This window comes from Lysobacter sp. F6437, assembly GCF_052547215.1.
On sequence record NZ_JBQWRB010000001.1, the window covers coordinates 844724 to 863170 of the forward strand.

General features: G+C 68.5%; 17 protein-coding genes. 8 read left to right on the forward strand and 9 right to left on the reverse strand.

Translation table 11 applies throughout. The features are described from left to right. Window positions 1–252: 252 nt before the first annotated feature. The gene (locus ACT9F5_RS03910; RefSeq protein WP_445118617.1) at window positions 253–699 is read right to left on the reverse strand and encodes a hypothetical protein; all 447 of its coding nucleotides are present in this window, start codon (window positions 697–699) and stop codon (window positions 253–255) included. Window positions 700–851: 152 nt separating this feature from the next. On the opposite strand from ACT9F5_RS03910, the gene cysS reads away from it, so the two are divergent. From cysS to ACT9F5_RS03925, 3 genes are all read left to right on the forward strand, one after another. After that, window positions 852–2219, forward strand: coding sequence for a cysteine--tRNA ligase (cysS, locus tag ACT9F5_RS03915; RefSeq protein WP_445118618.1), 1368 nt, complete (start codon window positions 852–854; stop codon window positions 2217–2219). Between the two features lie 71 nt (window positions 2220–2290). Beyond that, the gene (locus ACT9F5_RS03920) at window positions 2291–2728 is read left to right on the forward strand and encodes a SufE family protein (protein ID WP_445118619.1); all 438 of its coding nucleotides are present in this window, start codon (window positions 2291–2293) and stop codon (window positions 2726–2728) included. Between the two features lie 8 nt (window positions 2729–2736). Beyond that, window positions 2737–3993, forward strand: coding sequence for an MFS transporter (locus tag ACT9F5_RS03925; RefSeq protein WP_445119488.1), 1257 nt, complete (start codon window positions 2737–2739; stop codon window positions 3991–3993). A 139-nt stretch (window positions 3994–4132) separates the two neighbouring features. On the opposite strand, the gene dksA is transcribed toward ACT9F5_RS03925, so the two are convergent. Further along, window positions 4133–5194 carry an RNA polymerase-binding protein DksA gene (gene dksA, locus ACT9F5_RS03930; protein WP_445118620.1) on the reverse strand — a complete coding sequence of 354 codons (1062 nt, stop codon included), beginning with the start codon at window positions 5192–5194 and terminating at the stop codon, window positions 4133–4135. Window positions 5195–5338: 144 nt separating this feature from the next. Here dksA and yidD point away from each other — a divergent pair, with 144 nt between their 5' ends. From yidD to ACT9F5_RS03945, 3 genes are read left to right on the forward strand one after another with little or no spacing between them, the layout of a single operon-like run. Then, window positions 5339–5620: a membrane protein insertion efficiency factor YidD gene (yidD, locus tag ACT9F5_RS03935; RefSeq protein WP_445118621.1), complete on the forward strand. Its 282-nt coding sequence runs from the start codon at window positions 5339–5341 to the stop codon at window positions 5618–5620. Between the two features lie 43 nt (window positions 5621–5663). Then, a complete protein-coding gene (locus ACT9F5_RS03940; protein ID WP_445118622.1) occupies window positions 5664–7016 on the forward strand; it encodes a dihydroorotase in 1353 nt (450 codons plus the stop codon). Window positions 7017–7066: 50 nt separating this feature from the next. Further along, on the forward strand, window positions 7067–7903 hold the full coding sequence (locus tag ACT9F5_RS03945) for a peptidoglycan DD-metalloendopeptidase family protein (protein ID WP_445119489.1): 837 nt from the start codon (window positions 7067–7069) through the stop codon (window positions 7901–7903). 35 nt (window positions 7904–7938) lie between these two features. On the opposite strand, the gene ACT9F5_RS03950 is transcribed toward ACT9F5_RS03945, so the two are convergent. The 7 genes from ACT9F5_RS03950 to efp all read right to left on the reverse strand — a co-directional run bounded on the left by ACT9F5_RS03950 (window position 7939) and on the right by efp (window position 14915). Next, entirely contained in the window at window positions 7939–9549 is a 1611-nt protein-coding gene (locus tag ACT9F5_RS03950; protein ID WP_445118623.1) for a diguanylate cyclase, read from the reverse strand. A 198-nt stretch (window positions 9550–9747) separates the two neighbouring features. Further along, on the reverse strand, window positions 9748–10677 hold the full coding sequence (folE2, locus tag ACT9F5_RS03955) for a GTP cyclohydrolase FolE2 (RefSeq protein ID WP_445118624.1): 930 nt from the start codon (window positions 10675–10677) through the stop codon (window positions 9748–9750). Between the two features lie 120 nt (window positions 10678–10797). Then, window positions 10798–11589: a phytoene/squalene synthase family protein gene (locus ACT9F5_RS03960; protein WP_445118625.1), complete on the reverse strand. Its 792-nt coding sequence runs from the start codon at window positions 11587–11589 to the stop codon at window positions 10798–10800. Between the two features lie 4 nt (window positions 11590–11593). Next, window positions 11594–12271: a phosphoglycolate phosphatase gene (locus ACT9F5_RS03965; RefSeq protein WP_445118626.1), complete on the reverse strand. Its 678-nt coding sequence runs from the start codon at window positions 12269–12271 to the stop codon at window positions 11594–11596. Next, window positions 12268–12999, reverse strand: a complete 732-nt coding sequence (gene ubiG, locus ACT9F5_RS03970) for a bifunctional 2-polyprenyl-6-hydroxyphenol methylase/3-demethylubiquinol 3-O-methyltransferase UbiG (protein WP_445118627.1) — start codon at window positions 12997–12999, stop codon at window positions 12268–12270. Before ubiG ends, ACT9F5_RS03965 begins: the two co-directional genes overlap by 4 nt. A gap of 11 nt (window positions 13000–13010) precedes the next feature. After that, window positions 13011–14348, reverse strand: coding sequence for a TRZ/ATZ family hydrolase (locus ACT9F5_RS03975; RefSeq protein WP_445118628.1), 1338 nt, complete (start codon window positions 14346–14348; stop codon window positions 13011–13013). Beyond that, complete coding sequence (gene efp / locus ACT9F5_RS03980; RefSeq protein ID WP_445118629.1) at window positions 14349–14915, reverse strand: elongation factor P; 567 nt, start codon at window positions 14913–14915, stop codon at window positions 14349–14351. A gap of 127 nt (window positions 14916–15042) precedes the next feature. Between efp and epmB the strand changes: the two genes are divergently transcribed. Together epmB and ACT9F5_RS03990 are read left to right on the forward strand one after the other, a co-directional pair. Then, entirely contained in the window at window positions 15043–16062 is a 1020-nt protein-coding gene (epmB, locus tag ACT9F5_RS03985; protein WP_445118630.1) for an EF-P beta-lysylation protein EpmB, read from the forward strand. Window positions 16063–16362: 300 nt separating this feature from the next. After that, window positions 16363–18441: an EAL domain-containing protein gene (locus tag ACT9F5_RS03990; RefSeq protein WP_445118631.1), complete on the forward strand. Its 2079-nt coding sequence runs from the start codon at window positions 16363–16365 to the stop codon at window positions 18439–18441. Window positions 18442–18447 lie beyond the last annotated feature (6 nt).

Here is an 18447-nt window from a genome sequence, read left to right on the forward strand (position 1 = left end):
CGCAAAAAAGCCCAGCGCGGAGGCTGGGCTTTTCGTGTGTCACGCGATCTGTCGCGCGTGTGCGAACGCTACCCGGCCAAATTGGAGGGTTGCGGTCGGCGCGCGCGCGAGGTCATCCCCGCCGCCATCCAGGCGGAGGTGAGAATGTCGGCGTCGGCGCGGAACTGGGTCATCAGGAGACGGATGCTCGCACGGGCTGCGGGTGGGGGCAAGCGCCCCGGCGGATAATTGTGAGGGAAGGCCGGATCGCCATCAGTGGCTGCGCGAACCGGTCACCACCGGGGTCACCCCTATCCGGATACGCAGGCGGTTGCCCGGGTCGTCGGGCAGGCGCGAACGGTACTTGGAACCCTTGTAGACATAGTCGACGTCGTAGGCGATCGGCCGGTGGAACTCGCGCTCCACGGGCACCGCCACGCAGTTTTCCGGCACTTCCTCGGGTTTGCGGGTCAGGGCGTCCTTGACCGCACCGACCACCCGCGACAGCCCCGACGCGTCCTCCTCCGGACGCGGCGACTGGTCGCAGCGCTGCTCGACGCTGGTTGCGGTCAGCGTCTGGTAGACCGGAGTCACGCGAAGCACCTGGGCGTAGGCGAACCGGACGTTCTCGGCCTGGATCACCGTGGTTTCCTGCGCCGTCGCCGGGAATGCCCACAGGGCAGACAGCATCAACGGCAGCGACAGGGCAAGGCGGGTCATCAAATCGGGGGCTCGGCAGGCGTATTCACAAAGTGTATGCGGGCGGGATGTAGATGGGCTGAATCCTCGCTGTCGTATCCCTGGCAAGCGCGCGCGTCCCGCCGCGGCCAACGGCGGCCCGCTAGAATGTCGCAAACCATCGCAACGCCCCCATGAGCCTGCATCTATACAACAGCCTGACCCGCCGGGTCGAAACCTTCCTCCCCGCCGATCCGGCCCGCGTGACCATGTATGTCTGCGGCCCGACCGTCTACAACTACGTGCATATCGGCAACGCCCGCGGGCCGGTGGTGTTCGGGGTGCTGGCCGACCTGCTGCGCCGGCGCTTCGGCGCCCTCGCCTACGCCCGCAACATCACCGACGTCGACGACAAGATCAACGCCGCGGCGAAGGAATTGGGCGTGCCGATCACGGCGATCACCGACCGCTTCGCCGCCGCCTACCGCGAGGACATGGCGGCACTGGGCATCGCGCCACCGGACATCGAGCCGGAGGCGACCGGGCATGTCGGCGAGATCGTCGCGATGATCGAGCGTCTCATCGACTCCGGCCACGCCTACGCGGCCGAGGGCCACGTGCTGTTCTCGGTCGCCAGCTTCGACGGTTACGGCAAGCTGTCGCGGCGCGATACCGAGGACATGCTGGCCGGCGCCCGGGTCGACGTGGCGCCGTACAAACGCGACCCCGGCGATTTCGTGCTGTGGAAGCCGTCGAGCGACGACCTGCCGGGCTGGGAGTCGCCCTGGGGCCGCGGCCGTCCGGGTTGGCATATCGAGTGCTCGGCCATGGCCGCCGCGCACCTCGGCGAGACCATCGACATCCATGCCGGTGGCGTCGACCTGCAGTTCCCGCACCACGAGAACGAGATCGCCCAGAGTGAGTGTGCCCATGGCGGCAAGCCGTTCGCGCGCTGGTGGCTGCACAACGGCATGCTCAATTTCGGCGGCGCCAAGATGTCCAAGTCGCTGGGCAACATCGAGAAGGTGCACGACCTGGTCCGCGCCCACCCGCCCGAGGCGCTGCGCTACGCGCTGCTGTCGGCGCATTACCGGCAGCCGCTGGACTGGTCCGACGGGTTGATCGAGCAGAGCGTGCGGACCCTGGACCGGCTGTACGGAACCCTGCGCGATCTTGCCGATATCGATGCCGCTGCCGTCATCCCGGACGCCATCGAAACGATTCTCGACGACGACCTCAACACTCCGCAGGCGCTGGCCGAGATCGCCCGGATCGGCGGCGAGGCGCGCAAGGCCGCGTCGGCTGCTGACAAGGCCCGGCTCAAGGCCGAACTGCTCGGCGCCGGCCTGGCGCTGGGATTGTTGCATCAGGACCCCGCCGCATGGTTCGCGCGCGGCGCCGATGGCGGCGACGATGTGCGTATCCAGGCACTGGTCGACGAGCGCAACGCCGCCAAGCAGGCCCGTGATTTCGCCCGCGCCGATGCGATCCGCGAGCAATTGGCCGGCGACGGCATCCTGCTGGAAGACACGCCGGCGGGTGTACGTTGGAAACGCGCATAAGAGCGCCCTCATCCCGGCCTTCTCCCGCACGCGGTAGAAGGAGCCACGCCCCCGTTGATTGAGCACCGCCAGTGACCGATACCCCGTTCCCGCTTGAACCCACCACCGCCGAGGCGCAGGCCGCGATCCGCGACGAGTTCGCGTTCTTCGGCGACTGGTCGGAGCGCTACCAGTACCTGATCGACCTCGGCCGCAAGCTGCCCGACCTGCCGGCGGAATGGAAGACCGAGGAGCACCGCCTGCACGGCTGCCAGTCGATGGTCTGGATCGTCGCCGAAGGTGATGCCGACAAACTCGACTTCCATGCGATCAGCGACTCGGCGATCGTCTCCGGCCTGGTCTACCTCGCGCTGCGGGTCTATTCCGGCCGCAGCGCCGCCGAGATCGCCGATACCGACGCCGACTACATCGCCGACATCGGCCTGGCCAAACACCTCTCACCGACCCGAAGCAACGGCCTGGCCGCACTGCTGGCGTTCATCCGCGACCAGGCCCGACGCCGCCTGTGAATGCGCCGATGCCCGGCGTGCGGGTGTTGCTGCGCAACCCGGGATTCATCGCGCTGCTGACCTATCGGCTGCTGTCGATGTTTTCCGCGCAGATCGTCGCGGTGACGGTCGGTTGGCACATATACCAGCTCACCTCCGATCCGTTCGCGCTCGGCCTGGTCGGCCTGGCCGAGGTGGGGCCGTACATCGCCTGCGCACTGTTCGCCGGCTACGCGGTCGACCACCTGCCCCGGCGCAAGGTCGGGATGGTCGCGTGCCTCGGCCTGGGCGTTACCACGCTGGTGCTGGCCGCGGTCGCCGCGGAGCTGCTGCCTGCAGGCGTTGGCGGCATGCAGGCATTCACCATCTACGCCGCGATCGCGTTCAACGGAGTGGTCCGGGCGTTCCTGGGCCCTGTGTACATGTCGCTGTTCGCACGCGTGCTCAAGCGCGAAGAGTATGTCCGCGGCTCCAGCATCGGCGCGGCGGTGATGCAGACCGGGATGGTGCTGGGCCCGGCACTGGGCGGCCTGCTGATCGCCACCATCGGCACCACCATGACCTACCTGGTGGCGGCGGCATTTGCCGCGGTGGCGGCGATGGTGGTTGTCGGCTTGCGGGTAACCGAGCCGCCGTTGCCGCTACAGCGCGAGCCGGTGTTCAAGAGCATTGGCGAGGGCCTGCGTTTCGTCCGCAATACCCAGGTCGTGTTCGGCGCGCTGGCGCTGGACATGTTCGCGGTACTGTTCGGCGGCGCGGTCGCACTGTTGCCGGCCTTCGTCAGCGACATATTCGAGGCCGGCCCGGAAGCACTCGGCCTGTTGCGTGCGGCGCCGGCGGCAGGCGCGGTGCTGATGAGCCTGTGGCTCGCTCGCCATCCACCGCAACGCCATGCCGGTCCGCTGCTGTTCGGCTCGGTCGCGGCGTTCGGGTTGTGCATCGTCGGCTTCGGCCTGTCGCAGTGGCTGTGGCTGTCGGCGGCGATGCTGCTGCTGTCCGGCGCATTCGACAGCATCTCGGTGGTGATCCGCTCGACCATCGTGCAACTGGCCACCCCGGACCACATGCGCGGCCGGGTCGCGTCGATCAACGGCATATTCATCGGCTCGTCCAACGAGCTGGGCGCGTTCGAGTCGGGCGTCGCCGCACGCCTGCTTGGGCTGGTCCCGTCGGTGGTGTTCGGTGGTTTCATGACGCTGGCGACCGTGGGCATCACCGCGAAGCTGACGCCCAAGTTGCGACGGCTCGACCTGCGCGACCTCGATCGAGACCCCGGGCTCCTGTAGGAGCGGCTTTAGCCGCGATCGGGTGCCTGGTCGTCCGTCCGGTTCCAGGTCGCGGCTAAAGCCGCTCCTACAGATGCCGAAGGTTCCATATGGAAAAGCCCCGCGGTGCGGGGCTTTTCCTGGAAGGTTGGACCGGCGGTCAGTCGCCCATCTGGCGCTGCAGGTGTTCCCAGCGCTCCTGTGCATCGATCGTGCGCTCGGCGGTGAGGCGCGCTTCCAGCCGCTCCAGGCCGATGTCCTCGCCGGTATCGACGCAGAAACCGTAATCGCCGCTGTCGACCCGCTTCAGCGTGCTGTCGATCTTGCTGATCAGCTTGCGGTAGCGGTCGCGGGTACGCAGTTCGAGCGAGTTCTCGGTCTCACGGGTAGCGCGCTCGGCTTCGTCGCCGACGTCGCGCACCTCTTCCTTCAGGTTCTCGATCGTCTGCTTGGATTCCTCGACCAGGTCCTCGCGCCACTTCAGCAGGCGCTGGCGGAAATATTCCAGTTGCAACGGGCTCATGTACTCCTCGTCCGGACCCGGCTTGTAGCCGTTGGGGACGATGGGACGACCACCTTTTTCTGTCTTGTACGGCACGACTTTCACTTTTCCTCGCGGTGCGGGTGCTTGCGGCTTGGCCGCGACCGCCACGGCAACCTTGCCGATGGGCCGCCTGGCCGGGGCCGAAGCAGGCTTGCCGGCCGCGGGTTTCTGCGAAACCGGCGTCCTGGCAGCCTTGGTGGGGGATGGAGTTGCGGGGGAAGAAGCCGGCGCCTTGTGGGCGGCCGTCTTCTTGATCGGGGCTTTCTTCGAACCGGTCTTGGCCACGGGTGGCTTGGCGACGGTCCTGGCTGGCGCACTCGTCTTGCGGACCGGTGCAGCCTTCTTCGCGACCGCCTTCTGCGCCGTCTTGGTTGCCGGTTTCCTGGTCGCGACCTTCTTTGCGGGCGCCTTCTTCGCCGCAACCTTCTTCGCGGGCGTCTTCTTTACCGGAGCCTTCTTCGCGGGTGCCTTGCTCGCGGCAGCCTTCTTCGCCGCCGGCTTCTTTGCAACCGACTTGCCGGCCACGGCCGACTTCTTCGCGGCCGGCTTTTTGGCAACCGCCTTGCGCGCCGCCGGCTTGCCGGCAACGGGCTTCTTCGCAGCGGCCCCCTTGGCGGCCGGCTTGACGGTCTTCTTGGTGGCCTTGCTGGCCTTCTTGGCGGTTTTCTTGGCTGCCACGGTCGGCGTATCCTTTTTTCATTCCCTTGTGACGGGAAAGCGCGCTGTTATACCCTGCCCGGACACTTGCAGCAACCGCGGCGACAAACCTCCGCGAGGTTTCGCGCGGCGTCGGCCGGATTGGCTGCCCGGCCTCATTCCGAAATGTGCACGAGCGCGCCACGTCCAACGTCCCATCATGGCGCATATTTCCTTCAAGGTCCCGTGATCGACCGTCTGCTCATCGCCCTGTTGCGCGGCTACAAGCGCTGGATCAGCCCGCTGCTTGGCCCGCGCTGCCGTTTCCACCCGACCTGTTCCGAATACGCCATGCAGGCCGTGGCGCGTTTTGGCGCGATCAAGGGCAGCTGGCTGGCGATCCGGCGGATCCTGCGCTGCCACCCCCTCCACCCCGGCGGTCACGACCCGGTGCCGCCGGTGTCGTGATACTTGCCAACCTGACGCCCGAACTTCCGAAAAAGGACCTCTGATGACCTCTGCACCGACCCTTATCGTCAACGCCCGGCTGGTCAACGAGGGCCGCGAGTTCGACGGCGACCTGCGCTTCGAGGACGGCCGCATCACCGCCATCGGCAGCGGGCTGTCGGCACGCGCGAACGAAACCGTGGTCGACGCCGCCGGCCGCCGGCTGCTGCCGGGCATGATCGACGACCAGGTCCACTTCCGCGAGCCGGGGTTGGAATACAAGGCCGACATGGCGGTCGAGTCCGGCGCCGCGGTCGCCGGCGGCCTGACCAGCTTCATGGACATGCCCAACACCAGCCCGCCGACACTGGATGCCGAGGCGCTGGAGAACAAATACCAGCGTGCCGCCGGCCGCGTCCGTGGCAACTACGGCTTCTACATGGGGACCAGCACCTCCAACCTGGAGCACATCCAGCGGCTGGATCCGCTGACCGCACCGGGCGTCAAGGTGTTCATGGGCGCCTCCACCGGCAACATGCTGGTCGACGACCCGGTGGTGCTCGACGCGGTGTTCCGCGACGTACCGACGCCGATCATCACCCACTGCGAAGACACCCCGATGATCGAGGCCAATACCGCGCGCTACAAGGCGCAGTACGGCGACGACATCCCGGCCGAATGCCATCCCGACATCCGCTCGCGCGAGGCGTGCATGAAGTCGACGCAGCTGGCGATCTCGCTGGCGCGGCGGCACGGCACCCGCCTGCATGTGCTGCATATTTCGACCGCCGACGAGCTGGCGCTGTTCGAGGCCGGCCCGCTGATCCGCGCCGACGGCAGCCGCAAGCAGATCACCGCCGAGACCTGCATCCACTTCCTGCGCTTCGACCGCAGCGATTACGCCGAGCTCGGTCACCTGATCAAGTGCAATCCGGCGATCAAGGACCCGGCCGACCGCGAGGCGCTGGTGCGCGCACTGGCCGGCGACGTGATCGACGTGCTGGCGACCGACCATGCGCCGCACCTGCTGGAGGAAAAGCAGAACCCCTACACGAAAGCCCCGAGCGGGTTGCCACTGGTGCAATACGCGCTCAACGCCGCGCTGGAACTGGTCCATGAAGGCCACCTGACCACCGCGCAGGTGGTGCAGAAATTCGCCCACGCGCCGGCCCAGCTGTTCGACGTCAAGAATCGTGGCTTCCTGCGCGAGGGCTACGCCGCCGACCTGGTGCTGATCGACGATACCCCATTGACCGTGCGTCGCGAGGACGTGCTGTCGAAGTGTGGCTGGTCGCCGTTCGAGGGACGGACGTTCCACTCGCGGATCGGCTCGACCTGGGTCAACGGCCACTTGGCGTGGGACGGTACGCAACTGGTCGGTGCACCCAACGGCCAACGGCTGGAGTTCGATCGTTGAGGACATGGCTGGCCGCCGCCGGCGTGGGGCTGCTGACCGCCTGCGCCGGTGTGGCGCCCCACCCCGCCAGCGCCGGCCCTGTTCCGCAGGTCGCAAGCCCGGCTCCAGCAACCCCTGCAGTCGACCGCCGGATCGTCTTCCCCGGGTCCGTGCAGCAGGGCGCGCTGGTGATCGGAAAAGTGCCTTCAGGAAGCCGCGTTTCCTACGCTGGACGCGAACTCAAGGTCACGTCTTACGGCACGGTCGCCTTCGGCGTGGCCCGCACCGAGTCCGGTCCGGTCAGTGTCGAGGTCACCCGGCCGGATGGCAGCCGGGAAACCGCCAGCATCGCAGTCACCGCACGTGACTGGCCGATCGAACGGGTGAACGGCGTGCCGGGCAAGACCGTCAACCCGCCACCCGCGATCGCCGCGCGCATCGCCCGCGAGCAGGCCGCGGTGACCGCCGCACGGACCCGCGACGACGCCCGCACCGGCTTCGCCCAGGATTTCACCTGGCCGGTCCGGGGCCGGATCAGCGGCCGCTTCGGCAACCAGCGCATCTACAACGGCACGCCTGGCTCGGCACACTCGGGGATGGATATCGCAGCCGCCAATGGCACGCCGGTGAAGGCGCCGGCCGATGGCCTGGTCACCTTCGCCGACGACCTCTACCTGACCGGGGGCACGATCCTGCTCGACCACGGGCATGGGGTCAGTTCCAACTTCCTGCATCTGTCACGGATGGACGTGGCGGTCGGCGACAGCGTCAAACAGGGCGAGGTCATCGGCCGGGTGGGCGCGACCGGACGCGCGACCGGCCCGCACCTGCACTGGGGCATGAACTGGCTGACGGTCCGGATCGATCCGCTGTTGATGATCGAGGCGTCCGACGCGGCGCAGCCCTGAGGCTTATCCGCGGAAACCCTTGCTCCGCGGCGGCGTCAGGCCATCGCCAAACCACCGCGGCTGTGCGCGGTGACGCGATCCCGGCCCGCCGACTTGCTCGAATACAGCGCGGCGTCGGCTCGTTCGAGCAGTTGCTCGGCGGTCTCGCCCTCACCCAACTGCGCGACCCCGAGGCTCAGGCTGGCATCGAACAGGTGGCCATCGATCGACAGCGGCCGGCAATTGACCGCCGAGCGCAGGTTCTCCGCTACTCCCAGGGCCTCGCCCAGGCGAGTATCGGGGAGCAGCACGAGAACCTCGTCGCCACCCCAGCGGCCAAACAGGTCATAGGTCCGCAGGCGGTTGCGGGTGCGCAGCGCGATGATCTTCAGGCAACTGTCGCCGACCCGATGGCCGAAATCGTCGTTGATCCGCTTGAACCGGTCGATATCGAAGAACACCACCGACAACGGCATGCCGGTGCGATGCGAATCGGCGACGCTGGCCTTCAGCCGTTCCTCGATCGCGGGCCGTGACATCGCACCGGTCAGTGCGTCGAACGTCGCCAGCCGGCTGGCGCGGTCGCGGTCGCGGCGCAGTTGCTGCAGGGTATCGCTGAGGCCGATCATGATCACCAGCCCGGACAGAACGAACGCCGCAGGGAACGCGTAGCCGACCCAGGTCGACGCCGGCCACAGGCCGGACAGCTCTCCCACCCGCAGGAACAGCAGGCCTATCATCGGCAACCACGACAGCAACACGAAGTACGCGGCGCGCTGTCGCTGCAGGCAACCGATGATGCTCGCCACCAGCACCACCACGGCCGCGACCAGCAGGATCGAGTTGGCGACCACAGCCACCCAGCCCATGGTCCCGACCAGCGACAGCAGAACAAGCAGCAACAGCGCCGCGCCGCAGCCGACCAGCACCCGCAGGGTGCGCGGCTGCCGGGCGCGCAGGTCGAGGTAGTGGATCAGGAACACCAGGCTGGACAGCGCGCCCAGCAACCCCAGCAGCAGCGGGATGCGCGGGTCGTTCTGGATCAGCGCCGCGACGCCCGGCAACATCCGCACCTCGCCGCCCGTGGTCGCGAAGAATGCCGCCTGCGCCAGCAGCGTCAGCAACAGGTAGGCGTAGCTGCGTTCGCCGATGCCGAGCCAGAACCCCAGTGCCAGCAATGCGAGCAACAGCAGGCTGACCAGGATCATGGTCCGCCACGCGACGTGGACCAGGTCGGCACGATGCACCTGCGCCATCGACTCGATCGACACCGGCATCGGCGCCGTCGAAGGCGTGTGCACGCGCAGCCACACCGACTCGCCGGCATCGAGTCCGTCGTCCAGCGGGATCACCAGCGCGCGGGTGGAATACCCCCGGTCGGCATCCGGCCCCATGAGCGATCGCCGTATCGGCATCGGATGGCCAGGCGTCCAGGCTTCCACCTGGGCCAGGTGGGGTGACTGCAGGACCAGTTGCGGCCGCGATTCCGCCGGTACCGCGCGGTCGACGGTTACCCGCCACCAGTGCGGCGCCTCGTCGCGCTCGTGGATGACCGCGCCCGGCTGGGCAACGAAATCGCTGGCGAAATCACCCGCGACGACCCGCGCCGGCACCGGGTCGGAGACCAGCCGCGACAGGGTCAGCTCCGCGATTGTCGCGGATGGCAATGGATCGGCATGCGACGTCGACGGCAGCGCCACAATCGAGGCGAGCGCAAGCAGCGCGACTTGCGCGCATCCCGTAATCCATCGACGCAGGGGTGTCCCCATACCCATCCCGGTCTTGTTGCCGCTGCAGCATAGCGCGAAGCCGGGGTGCCGGCGCAATGCCCGCGGACAACGGGGTTGCGGGTCGCCGGGAAACCGTCAGGCGGTGGCGCCGTGGCCGGTCACGCGGGCCACCGCATCGTGCGCATGCAGGCTTTCGAAATGCGCGACCTCGGCGTCGAAGCGCTCGATCCGCGGATCGGCCGAGAGCGCTGCGGCGACCCGGCGCGCGGCGTCCTCGCAGAACATCAGGTTGGCGGCGTTGAGGCGGGCGAACGCCTGCTCGTCCTCGCGCTTGACCGCGGTCTGCACCGGCGTCGCGAGCACCGTCTCCAAGGCGTCGATCAGCGCGGTGAGCGGCAACTCGTCGAATGCCGGGCGCAGTTCGACCCTGACGTCGGCGCGGCTGCGCTGGGCGTGCGGGGTCGCGGCGAGGCCGCGTTCGGATGCCAGCCATTCATGGATCGCGCTGGACAACGGGCGGGCATCGGCGAAATCCTCGGCGAAGCGCTCCGCGTTCAGTTGCCGCGAAAGCGCGGCCGAGGCCGGGCAGGTACTGGAGTACTCGACCGCGAAGCGCAGCGCCACCTGCAGGTGGCCGTCCACCAGACTGGCGTCGATCTCGACCGGGTAGCGCTTCCAGCCGGCGTTGGCACTGGCCAGGGCCGGGCGCAACAGCATCTGCTCGTAGCGCAGCACCAGCCGCGCGGCGGTCGACAACCCGGCCTGGGTCTCGACCAGGGTCTGCAGCACGCGGCGCAGGCCGGCCGGAGTGACCGTCTCGCCGGCGAACGCGGTCTGCAGTTCGAGGTACAGCCGTGACATGTGGATGCCGCGGGCGTCGGCGTCGGCCAGGTTGACCGAGACATCGACCGAGGCGGCGACCTGGATGGGCTCACCACCGGCCGTCGCGACCCGCAACGGCAATGCGATGTTGGCCATGCCGACCCAATCCAGTGGACGCGCCATCGCGGCGGCATCGGAGGCTACATCGGGCAAGCGGCGGGGGGCGTTTGGATTCGTGGTCACGTCGGGGGAAATGGGGGCGTCGCGGGAAGTTGCAACGCCGTCATTCTAGCGGGCGCGCTGCAGGCGGATGGCGGCCCTGCTGGAACGCTGCGTCGCGGGAACCCTTGCCGCCATTGCGCGTCAGCCGCGGGCCGCACGCCAGGCAACCAGCAGCGCCTTCCACGAAGCCCGGGGCTGCGTCGGATCGGCCTGGCCCAGCCGGTCGTGCGCCAATGCCGCCCAGATCCGGCGTGGACGGCTCGCGGGACGGCTGGACGGCCATTGACGGCGTAGTTGCCCGGCCCAGATCGGTAGCGGGTCGGCGTCGCCGGCGCGCGCGAGCACGGCCAACGGCACGCCGGCGGCAGCGGCGTGAATATCCGCCAGGGCATCGGTCTGGCCCAGGCGTGATTGCAGCAGCCCCGCCGCAACCAGCCGCACTTCGACGGAATCGACCGCTTCGGCCTTTCCGCCCGTGGAATCCGCGAAGAGCCCGGCGTCGATCCGCGCCACCGCCTCGGCGAACGGCGCAACGGCGGCGAACGCCTCTTCGACGCTGCCGGGTCGTTCGCGGCTTGCAAGCAGGGACGGCAGCGATGCGGCCAATGTCGCCCACGCTGCCGGGCGACGCTGCAGCACGGCGCCCAGCGGATGGCGACGCGCTCCCCTGCCCCAGCCCGCCAGTTCCTCCTGCCACCACGCGAGCTTGGCCTCGCCCGGGCGCGGGTCGCTGCCGCCCCACGCGGCGTCGGTCAGTTCCTGTTGCAGCGCCGCCCAGGCGAGTGCCGTTTCGCGCTGCGCGGCAGGAATGAATACCTCGGCCACCCGCCATTCCGGCCAGCGTGCGCGCCACTTTTCGATGAAGCTGGCCAGCGCGTCGCCACCGGCGTCGGGCCGCGCCGTCGCCGGCGCAGCGGCGTCGTCGGCGCCCACCGGCTCAGGCATTGCAGGCAGGCCATGCGGCCGCTTCGCACAGTTGCGCGGGCTGCTCGATCATCACGTCACCCTGCCAGGCCACCGGATCGTCGCTGGACAGCCGATAGCCCCACAGCGCCACCACCGACGGCATGCCAGCCGCGCGCGCGGCGACGATGTCGCGCTCGTCGTCGCCGACATAGATGCAGTCGCCCGGCTCGATGCCGATGCGTTCGGCAGCCACCAGCAACGGCAACGGGTCGGGCTTGCGCGCAGCCAGCGTGTCGCCGCCGATCAGCACCGCGCAACGGTCCTGCCAGCCCAGCATCGGCAGCAACGGTGCCGCCAGGTACTCGGGCTTGTTGGTGACGATGCCCCAGGCGCATCCCGCTGTCTCGAGCGCGGCCAGCATCGGCTCGACGCCCTCGAACGCCGCGCAGTGGCGCCCCAGTTCGGCCTGGTAGTGGTCGAGGAAGGACGGGATCCACGAGTCGCGCTCGGCCTCGCCCACGTCCGGGAACGCAGCGGCGACCATCGCACGCGCGCCTTTCGAGACGTGGGGCCGCAGTTCGGACAGCAGCATCGGCGGCATCGCACGGGCGGCGCGCGCATTGTTGATCGCGGCGAGCATGTCGGGAGCGCTGTCGAGCAAAGTGCCATCGAGGTCGAACAACACCGCCTTCGGAAACAGGCGGTTCATGCGGCCGGACCGGGCTTGCGCGCGCAGGCGAGGTAGTTGACGTCGGTCCGGCCGATGATCCGGGCCGTGTTGCGCCACGGCTCGTACATCAGCCCGCTGACGTCATCCAGTTGCAAGCCGGCGTCGCGCAACCAGGCCGCGAGCTCCGACGGCTTGATGAAGTCGCGGTACTGGTGGGTGCCCCTGGGTAGCAGGCGGGCGACGTATTCGGCGCCGACCACCGCCAGCGCGAACGCGGCCGGGGTGCGGTTGAGGGTCGACACGAACAGCTGGCCACCGGGCTTCAGCAGCGCCGCGCAGGCGTCGATGATCGACCCCGGGTCGGGCACGTGCTCCAGCATTTCCATGCAGGTGACGACGTCGAAACTTTCCGGGCGCTCCAGCGCCAGCGACTCGACCGACTGCAGCCGGTAGTCGACATCGACGCCGCTTTCCAGCCGATGCAGCCTGGCGACCTTGACCAGCTCCGGCGCCAGGTCGAGCGCGGTAACCCGGGCGCCGTGACCGGCCAGCGCCTCGCTCAGCAGCCCGCCGCCGCAGCCGACATCGAGCACCTCGGCACCCGCCAGCGACGCCCGGCTGGCGACGTAGCCCAGCCGAGCGGGGTTCAGCGCATGCAGCGCCTTCTGCGGGCCCGCCGGGTCCCACCAGCGTTGTGCGAGTGCGCCGAACTTGTCCAGTTCGGACTGGCTGAAATTGTCGTCAGGCGCGTTGGCGGCTTGGTTCATTGCGTAACTCCTCAGGCCCGGACCGCGGCGATCCGCTGTCGCCATTGCCGGGCGTTGGCGACCACTGCCGCCGCGTCGATGCCGACCAGCACGCGCTCGCGCAGCCTGGCCACGCCGCCGATCCAGACATCGCTGACCTGGTGCCGGCCGGTGGCATAGACCAGTTGCGACACCACGTTGTGCAGTGGCTGGGTTTCGAGCTGGGACAGATCGACGCAGGCCAGGTCGGCCTGCTTGCCGATTTCAATCGAGCCGATCGCGTGCTCCAGGCCCATGGCCTTCGCCCCGCCCAGGGTTGCCGCACGCAGCGCGGTGGCAGCACTGAAGGCCGCGGCATCACCGGCGACGGCCTTGGCAAGCTGGGCGGCGGTGCGGGTCTCGCCGAACATGTCGAGGTCGTTGTTGCTGGCCGCGCCGTCGGTGCCGATCGCGATGTTGACGCCGGCCTGCTCGAACTTGCCGACCGGGCAGAAACCCGATGCCAGCTTGAGGTTGGATTCGGGGCAATGCACCACGCTGACGCCACGCTGCGCGCACAGCTCGATCTCGGCATCGGTCACGTCGGTCATGTGCACCGCGATCAGGCGGTCATTGACCAGTCCAAGCCGGTCGAGCCGCGCCAGCGGACGCTGGCCGTATTTCTGCAGCGACTCCTCGACTTCATGCCGGGTCTCGTGCGTGTGCAGGTGGACCGGCACATCGAGCTGGTCGGCCAGCATCCGGATCCGTTCGAAGCTCGCGTCCGACACCGTGTACGGCGCATGCGGGACGAACGCCGTGGATACCAGCGCGTCATCGCGCCACTGGTCGAAGACTTCGGCCGCGCGATCGAAGTATTCGTCGTCGCTGGCCGCCCACGCGGTCGGGAAGTCGATCACCGGCAGGCCCACCCGCGCGCGGAAGCCGTGGCGCTTGTAGGTCGCGGCCTGCACGTCGGGGAAGAAGTAGTTCTCGTTGGCGCAGGTGGTACCGCCACGCAGCATCTCGGCGATCGCCAGGGTCACGCCGTCGGCGACGAACTCCGGCCCGATCACCGCCGCCTCGATCGGCCAGATGTGGCCGTTCAGCCACTCCATCAGCGGCAGGTCGTCGGCAACCCCGCGCAGCAGCGTCATCGGGTTGTGCGTATGCGCGTTGACCAGGCCGGGCATCAGCGCCGCATCGGGACGCGACACGGTTTCCTTCGCGTCGAAACGCGCGCGCGCCTCGGCGATCGGCAACAACGCGACGATGACACCGCCGGTAACCGCCACGGCATGGTCCTGCAGGACCACGCCGCGCGGCTCGACCGGCACCACCCAGCCGGCCTCGATCAGCAGGTCGCAGGGCTGGGGGGTGCGATCAGTCATTTACTTGACCCGGCTGACGTACTCGCCGGAGCGGGTATCGACCTTGATGACCTCTTCCTGGCCGACGAACAGCGGCACGCGCACCACCGCGCCGGTCTCCAGCGTGGCCGGCTTGCCGCCACCACCGGAGGTGTCGCCACGGACGCCCGGGTCGGTCTCGGTGATCTTGAGTTCGACGAAGTTCGGCGGGGTCACGAAGATCGGCACGCCGGCCCACAGCGTCACCACGCACTCTTCCTCGCCCTTGAGCCACTTGTGGGCATCGCCCACGCCGTTCTTGTCGGCCTGGACCTGCTCGAAGCTGGTCGGGTCCATGAAATGCCAGTGCTCGCCGTCGGCGTAGAGGAACTGCATGTCGGTCTCGACCACGTCGGCGGCTTCGACGTTGTCGGTCGCCTTCATGGTGATTTCCTGCACCCGGCCGCTCTTGATGCTGCGGTACTTCATGCGGGTGAATGCCTGGCCCTTGCCCGGCTTGACGTACTCGGTGTCGGTGATGATGCACGGGTCGTTGTTGACCAGGATCTTCATCCCGTTCTTTACGTCGTTCATGCCGTAACTGGCCATGCTGGAACTCCTGCGGTGTAGATGAATGGAGTGACCCGGCCCGGCAGGTGCCGGGCGGCTAGAATGTCGGGCTGCGCCCGGCCCAAAGGTCGGATGCAGGCAAAACCGGACCCGAATGATAACCGCAGTGACGCCCGCCGCCCCAGCCTTGCAGACGCCGTCAACCCCGCAGCCGCCGCGCTGGCAGCAGTTGTGGCGCGAGGCGGTGCGCGACCCTCGCGAGCTGCTCGGGATGCTTGGGCTCGATCCGGACGCCATGGGCGTTTCCGCCGACGCCGCCGCGCAGTTCCCGCTGCGGGTGCCGCGCGGCTTCGTCACCCGCATGCGCCATGGCGACCCTGACGACCCGTTGCTGCGCCAGGTGCTGCCGCTGGGCGCGGAAATGCAGCCGATGCCCGGCTTCAGCCTCGACGCGGTTGGCGACGGCGCCGCCCGCTCCGGCCACGGGGTGATCCAGAAGTACCGGGGCCGCGCCTTGCTGGTGGCCACCGGCAGCTGCGCGATCAACTGCCGTTACTGCTTCCGCCGCCATTTTCCGTATGCCGACGAAACCGCGGCTGCGGCTGGCTGGCGCGAGGCAGTGGCGCTGATTGGTGCCGACAGCAGCATCGACGAGGTGATCCTGTCCGGCGGCGATCCTCTGTCGCTCGCCACGCCCAAGCTGGCCGAGCTGACCCGTGCGCTTGCCGGAATCGCGCACCTCAAGCGCCTGCGTATCCACACCCGGCTGCCCGTGGTCCTGCCTGAACGGATCGACGAGGCCCTGCTCGACTGGCTCGGGGGCCTGCCGTGGCCGGTGACCGTGGTGCTGCATGCCAACCACGCCAACGAGTTCGACGCCAACGTCGATGCCGCCATGGGCCGCCTGCGCCGAGCGGGTGCGACCCTGCTCAACCAGGCCGTGTTGCTGCGCGGGGTCAATGATTCGGTCGAGGCGCTGGCGGCATTGAGTGAGCGCGGGTTCCAGGCCGGCGTATTGCCCTATTACCTGCACCAGCTCGACCGGGTGCAGGGTGCGGCCCACTTCGAGGTCGGGGACGACCGCGCCCGGGCGCTCCACGCCAGCCTCGCCGCCCGCCTGTCGGGATACCTGGTGCCCCGGCTGGTGCGCGAAATCCCCGGCGACAGCGGCAAGCGGCCGCTCTGAGCACCAACTTGCGTCTCAACTCCAGAGAGGCGCAATGGACGGTGGCTCCGGCATCTGTCATAACACGGCGGAATGCGTCGAAACGGGTCGCGCAACGTCGCTGAGCGACGGGCCTACGGGCCAGGCCCGGCAATCCGGACGGCAACGTCCGCGGAAACGCAGGGGGACAACATGCTTATATATGCGAGCGGCGAAGCCGCGATGGCGGGCGGGTCACATCCGGCCGCCTTGCCGGCCGAGTGCGGCGTGAGCATGCTGCCCTCCCTGCAACAGATGCCAACGGACCCGGACGGAGGGCCTATGCAAGTGGGTAAGGACATGGTGCTGCGGCTGTTGATCGTCGACGACAGTGTCGAGGCCGCCGAAGCCATTGCCAGCGGGCTTCGCAACAGCGGCATCGCCGTTCGGCCCAACCGCCCCGAAACCGAGTCCGACTTCCTCGCGCTGCTGGCCAACCAGCCGCCGGATTTCGTGCTGATCGCGCGGGACGCCACCAGCGTGCCCTTCGCCACCGTCATGCAGCACGTCGCCGCCAGCGGCAAGGATTTGCCGGTGCTGCTGCTGCTGGACAGCATCGACGACGCCAGCCTGTTGCAGGCCAGTTCGCTTGGCGTCCGCAGCGTGGTGCTGCGCGACCGCATCGCGCAGATCGAGGGCACCGTCCGCAACGAGTGGGCCGACCTCGAGGCGCGCCGTTCGCTGCGCCGGCTCGAGTCGCAGGTCCGCGAGACCGAGCGCCGGTGCGATGCATTGATCGACTCCTCGCGCGATCCGATCGCCTATGTCCACGAGGGCATGCACATCCGCGCCAACAGCGCCTACCTGGAGATGTTCGGCTTCGAATCGTTCGAGGACATCGAGGGCATGTCGCTGCTGGACCTGGTCGCACCGCAGCATGTCGACGAATTCAAGCAGCTGCTCAAGCGGCTCGGCAAGGGCGAGGCGCCACCACCACGGCATGAGATCGAGGCGCGGACGCTCGAAGGCAACAGCTTCCCGGCGGTGATGGAGTTCACCGCGGCCAGCTATGAAGGTGAAACCTGCCAGCAGGTGATCCTGCGCCGCCAGGAGCTCGATCCGGAGCTGGCCCGCGAGGTCGAGGAACTGCGCCAGCGCGACCAGGCCACCGGCCTGCTCAACCGCGCGACCTTCCTGCGCGCGCTCGAGGACGCGGTTGCCGATGCCGGCCAGAACGCCAGCCACCACGCGCTGCTGCTGGTCGAACCGGACCACTATTCACGCCTGCTGCAGGAACTCGGGCTGGACGCCGCCGACGAGCTGATCGCCGCCTGTGCCGCACGCCTGCGCAACGCGCTCGGCCCCGACGACGTCGTCGCCCGCTTCGGCGAACACCAGTTCGCGGTACTTCGTCGCGGCAGCGATTACGCCGCGACGTCGGCCTTGGCCGAGACGGTGCGCGCGGCGTTCGCCGACAGCGTGCTCGACATCGACGACCGCTCGCTCAACGCCACCGCGAGCATCGGCGGCGTGCAGATCGGACAGAAGATCGCCAGCGTCGCGGCGGTGCTCGGCAAGGCCAGCCAGGGCGTGCAATCGGCCATCGGCGTCGGCGGCAACCGGGTCGACATCTTCGACCCCGGCGCGGTCGACCGTGCCGAGGAAGAGCGCGTCGAAGCCTGGGTCAACCGGATCCGCGACGCGATCGACAGCGACCGGTTCGTCCCCTACTACCAGCCGCTGATGAGCCTGCACGGCGAGCCCATCGAGATCTACGACGTCTACCTGCGCATGCAGGGCGAACACGGCGAACTGGTGCAGCCGCTGACCTTCCTGCAGATCGCCGAGGAACACGGCCTGCTGTGGGAGATCGACCGCTGGATGGTGGGCCGCGCGATCGCCGACATCGGCGAACGGCTCAAGGCCGGCCACCGCACCACCCTGATGGTCCGGATCACCGAAGCGTCGCTGCAGGACGACAGCCTGCTGCAGCACATCGAGGAAAAGCTGGCCACGCACGGTGCCGACGGCAGCCTGCTGGTGCTGCAGCTCACCGAGTCGAAGGTATCCACCCACCTCAAGGCGGCGCAGGCGTTCCAGCAACGCGCGTCCAAGGCGGGAGTGCGGGTCGGCCTGGAGCAGTTCGGCAGCGGGCTCAACTCGTTCCAGTTGCTGAGCCATTTCGATGCCGACTTGGTCAAGCTCGACCGCGCCTTCATGGAAGACCTGGGGGCCAACCCCGAGTACCAGCAGAAGATCCGCGAGATCGCGACCCGGGCCCACGAACTCGGCAAGCAGGCCATCGCCGAATTCGTGCAGGACGCGGCCAGCATGACGATCCTGTTCAGTGCCGGGATCGACTACGCCCAGGGCCACTTCCTCGCCCAGGCAGGGCCCTCGATGGACTACGACTTCTCCTGACCGGAT

Bases quoted from the DNA above. Each gene is read 5' to 3' on its own strand.
- ACT9F5_RS03910 (WP_445118617.1), bottom strand. From the start codon at position 699: ATGACCCGCCTTGCCCTGTCGCTGCCGTTGATGCTGTCTGCCCTGTGG.
- cysS (WP_445118618.1), top strand. From the start codon at position 852: ATGAGCCTGCATCTATACAACAGCCTGACCCGCCGGGTCGAAACCTTC.
- ACT9F5_RS03925 (WP_445119488.1), top strand. From the start codon at position 2,737: ATGCCCGGCGTGCGGGTGTTGCTGCGCAACCCGGGATTCATCGCGCTG.
- yidD (WP_445118621.1), top strand. From the start codon at position 5,339: ATGTGCACGAGCGCGCCACGTCCAACGTCCCATCATGGCGCATATTTC.
- ACT9F5_RS03940 (WP_445118622.1), top strand. From the start codon at position 5,664: ATGACCTCTGCACCGACCCTTATCGTCAACGCCCGGCTGGTCAACGAG.
- ACT9F5_RS03965 (WP_445118626.1), bottom strand. From the start codon at position 12,271: ATGAACCGCCTGTTTCCGAAGGCGGTGTTGTTCGACCTCGATGGCACT.
- ubiG (WP_445118627.1), bottom strand. From the start codon at position 12,999: ATGAACCAAGCCGCCAACGCGCCTGACGACAATTTCAGCCAGTCCGAA.
- ACT9F5_RS03975 (WP_445118628.1), bottom strand. From the start codon at position 14,348: ATGACTGATCGCACCCCCCAGCCCTGCGACCTGCTGATCGAGGCCGGC.
- efp (WP_445118629.1), bottom strand. From the start codon at position 14,915: ATGGCCAGTTACGGCATGAACGACGTAAAGAACGGGATGAAGATCCTG.
- ACT9F5_RS03990 (WP_445118631.1), top strand. From the start codon at position 16,363: ATGCAAGTGGGTAAGGACATGGTGCTGCGGCTGTTGATCGTCGACGAC.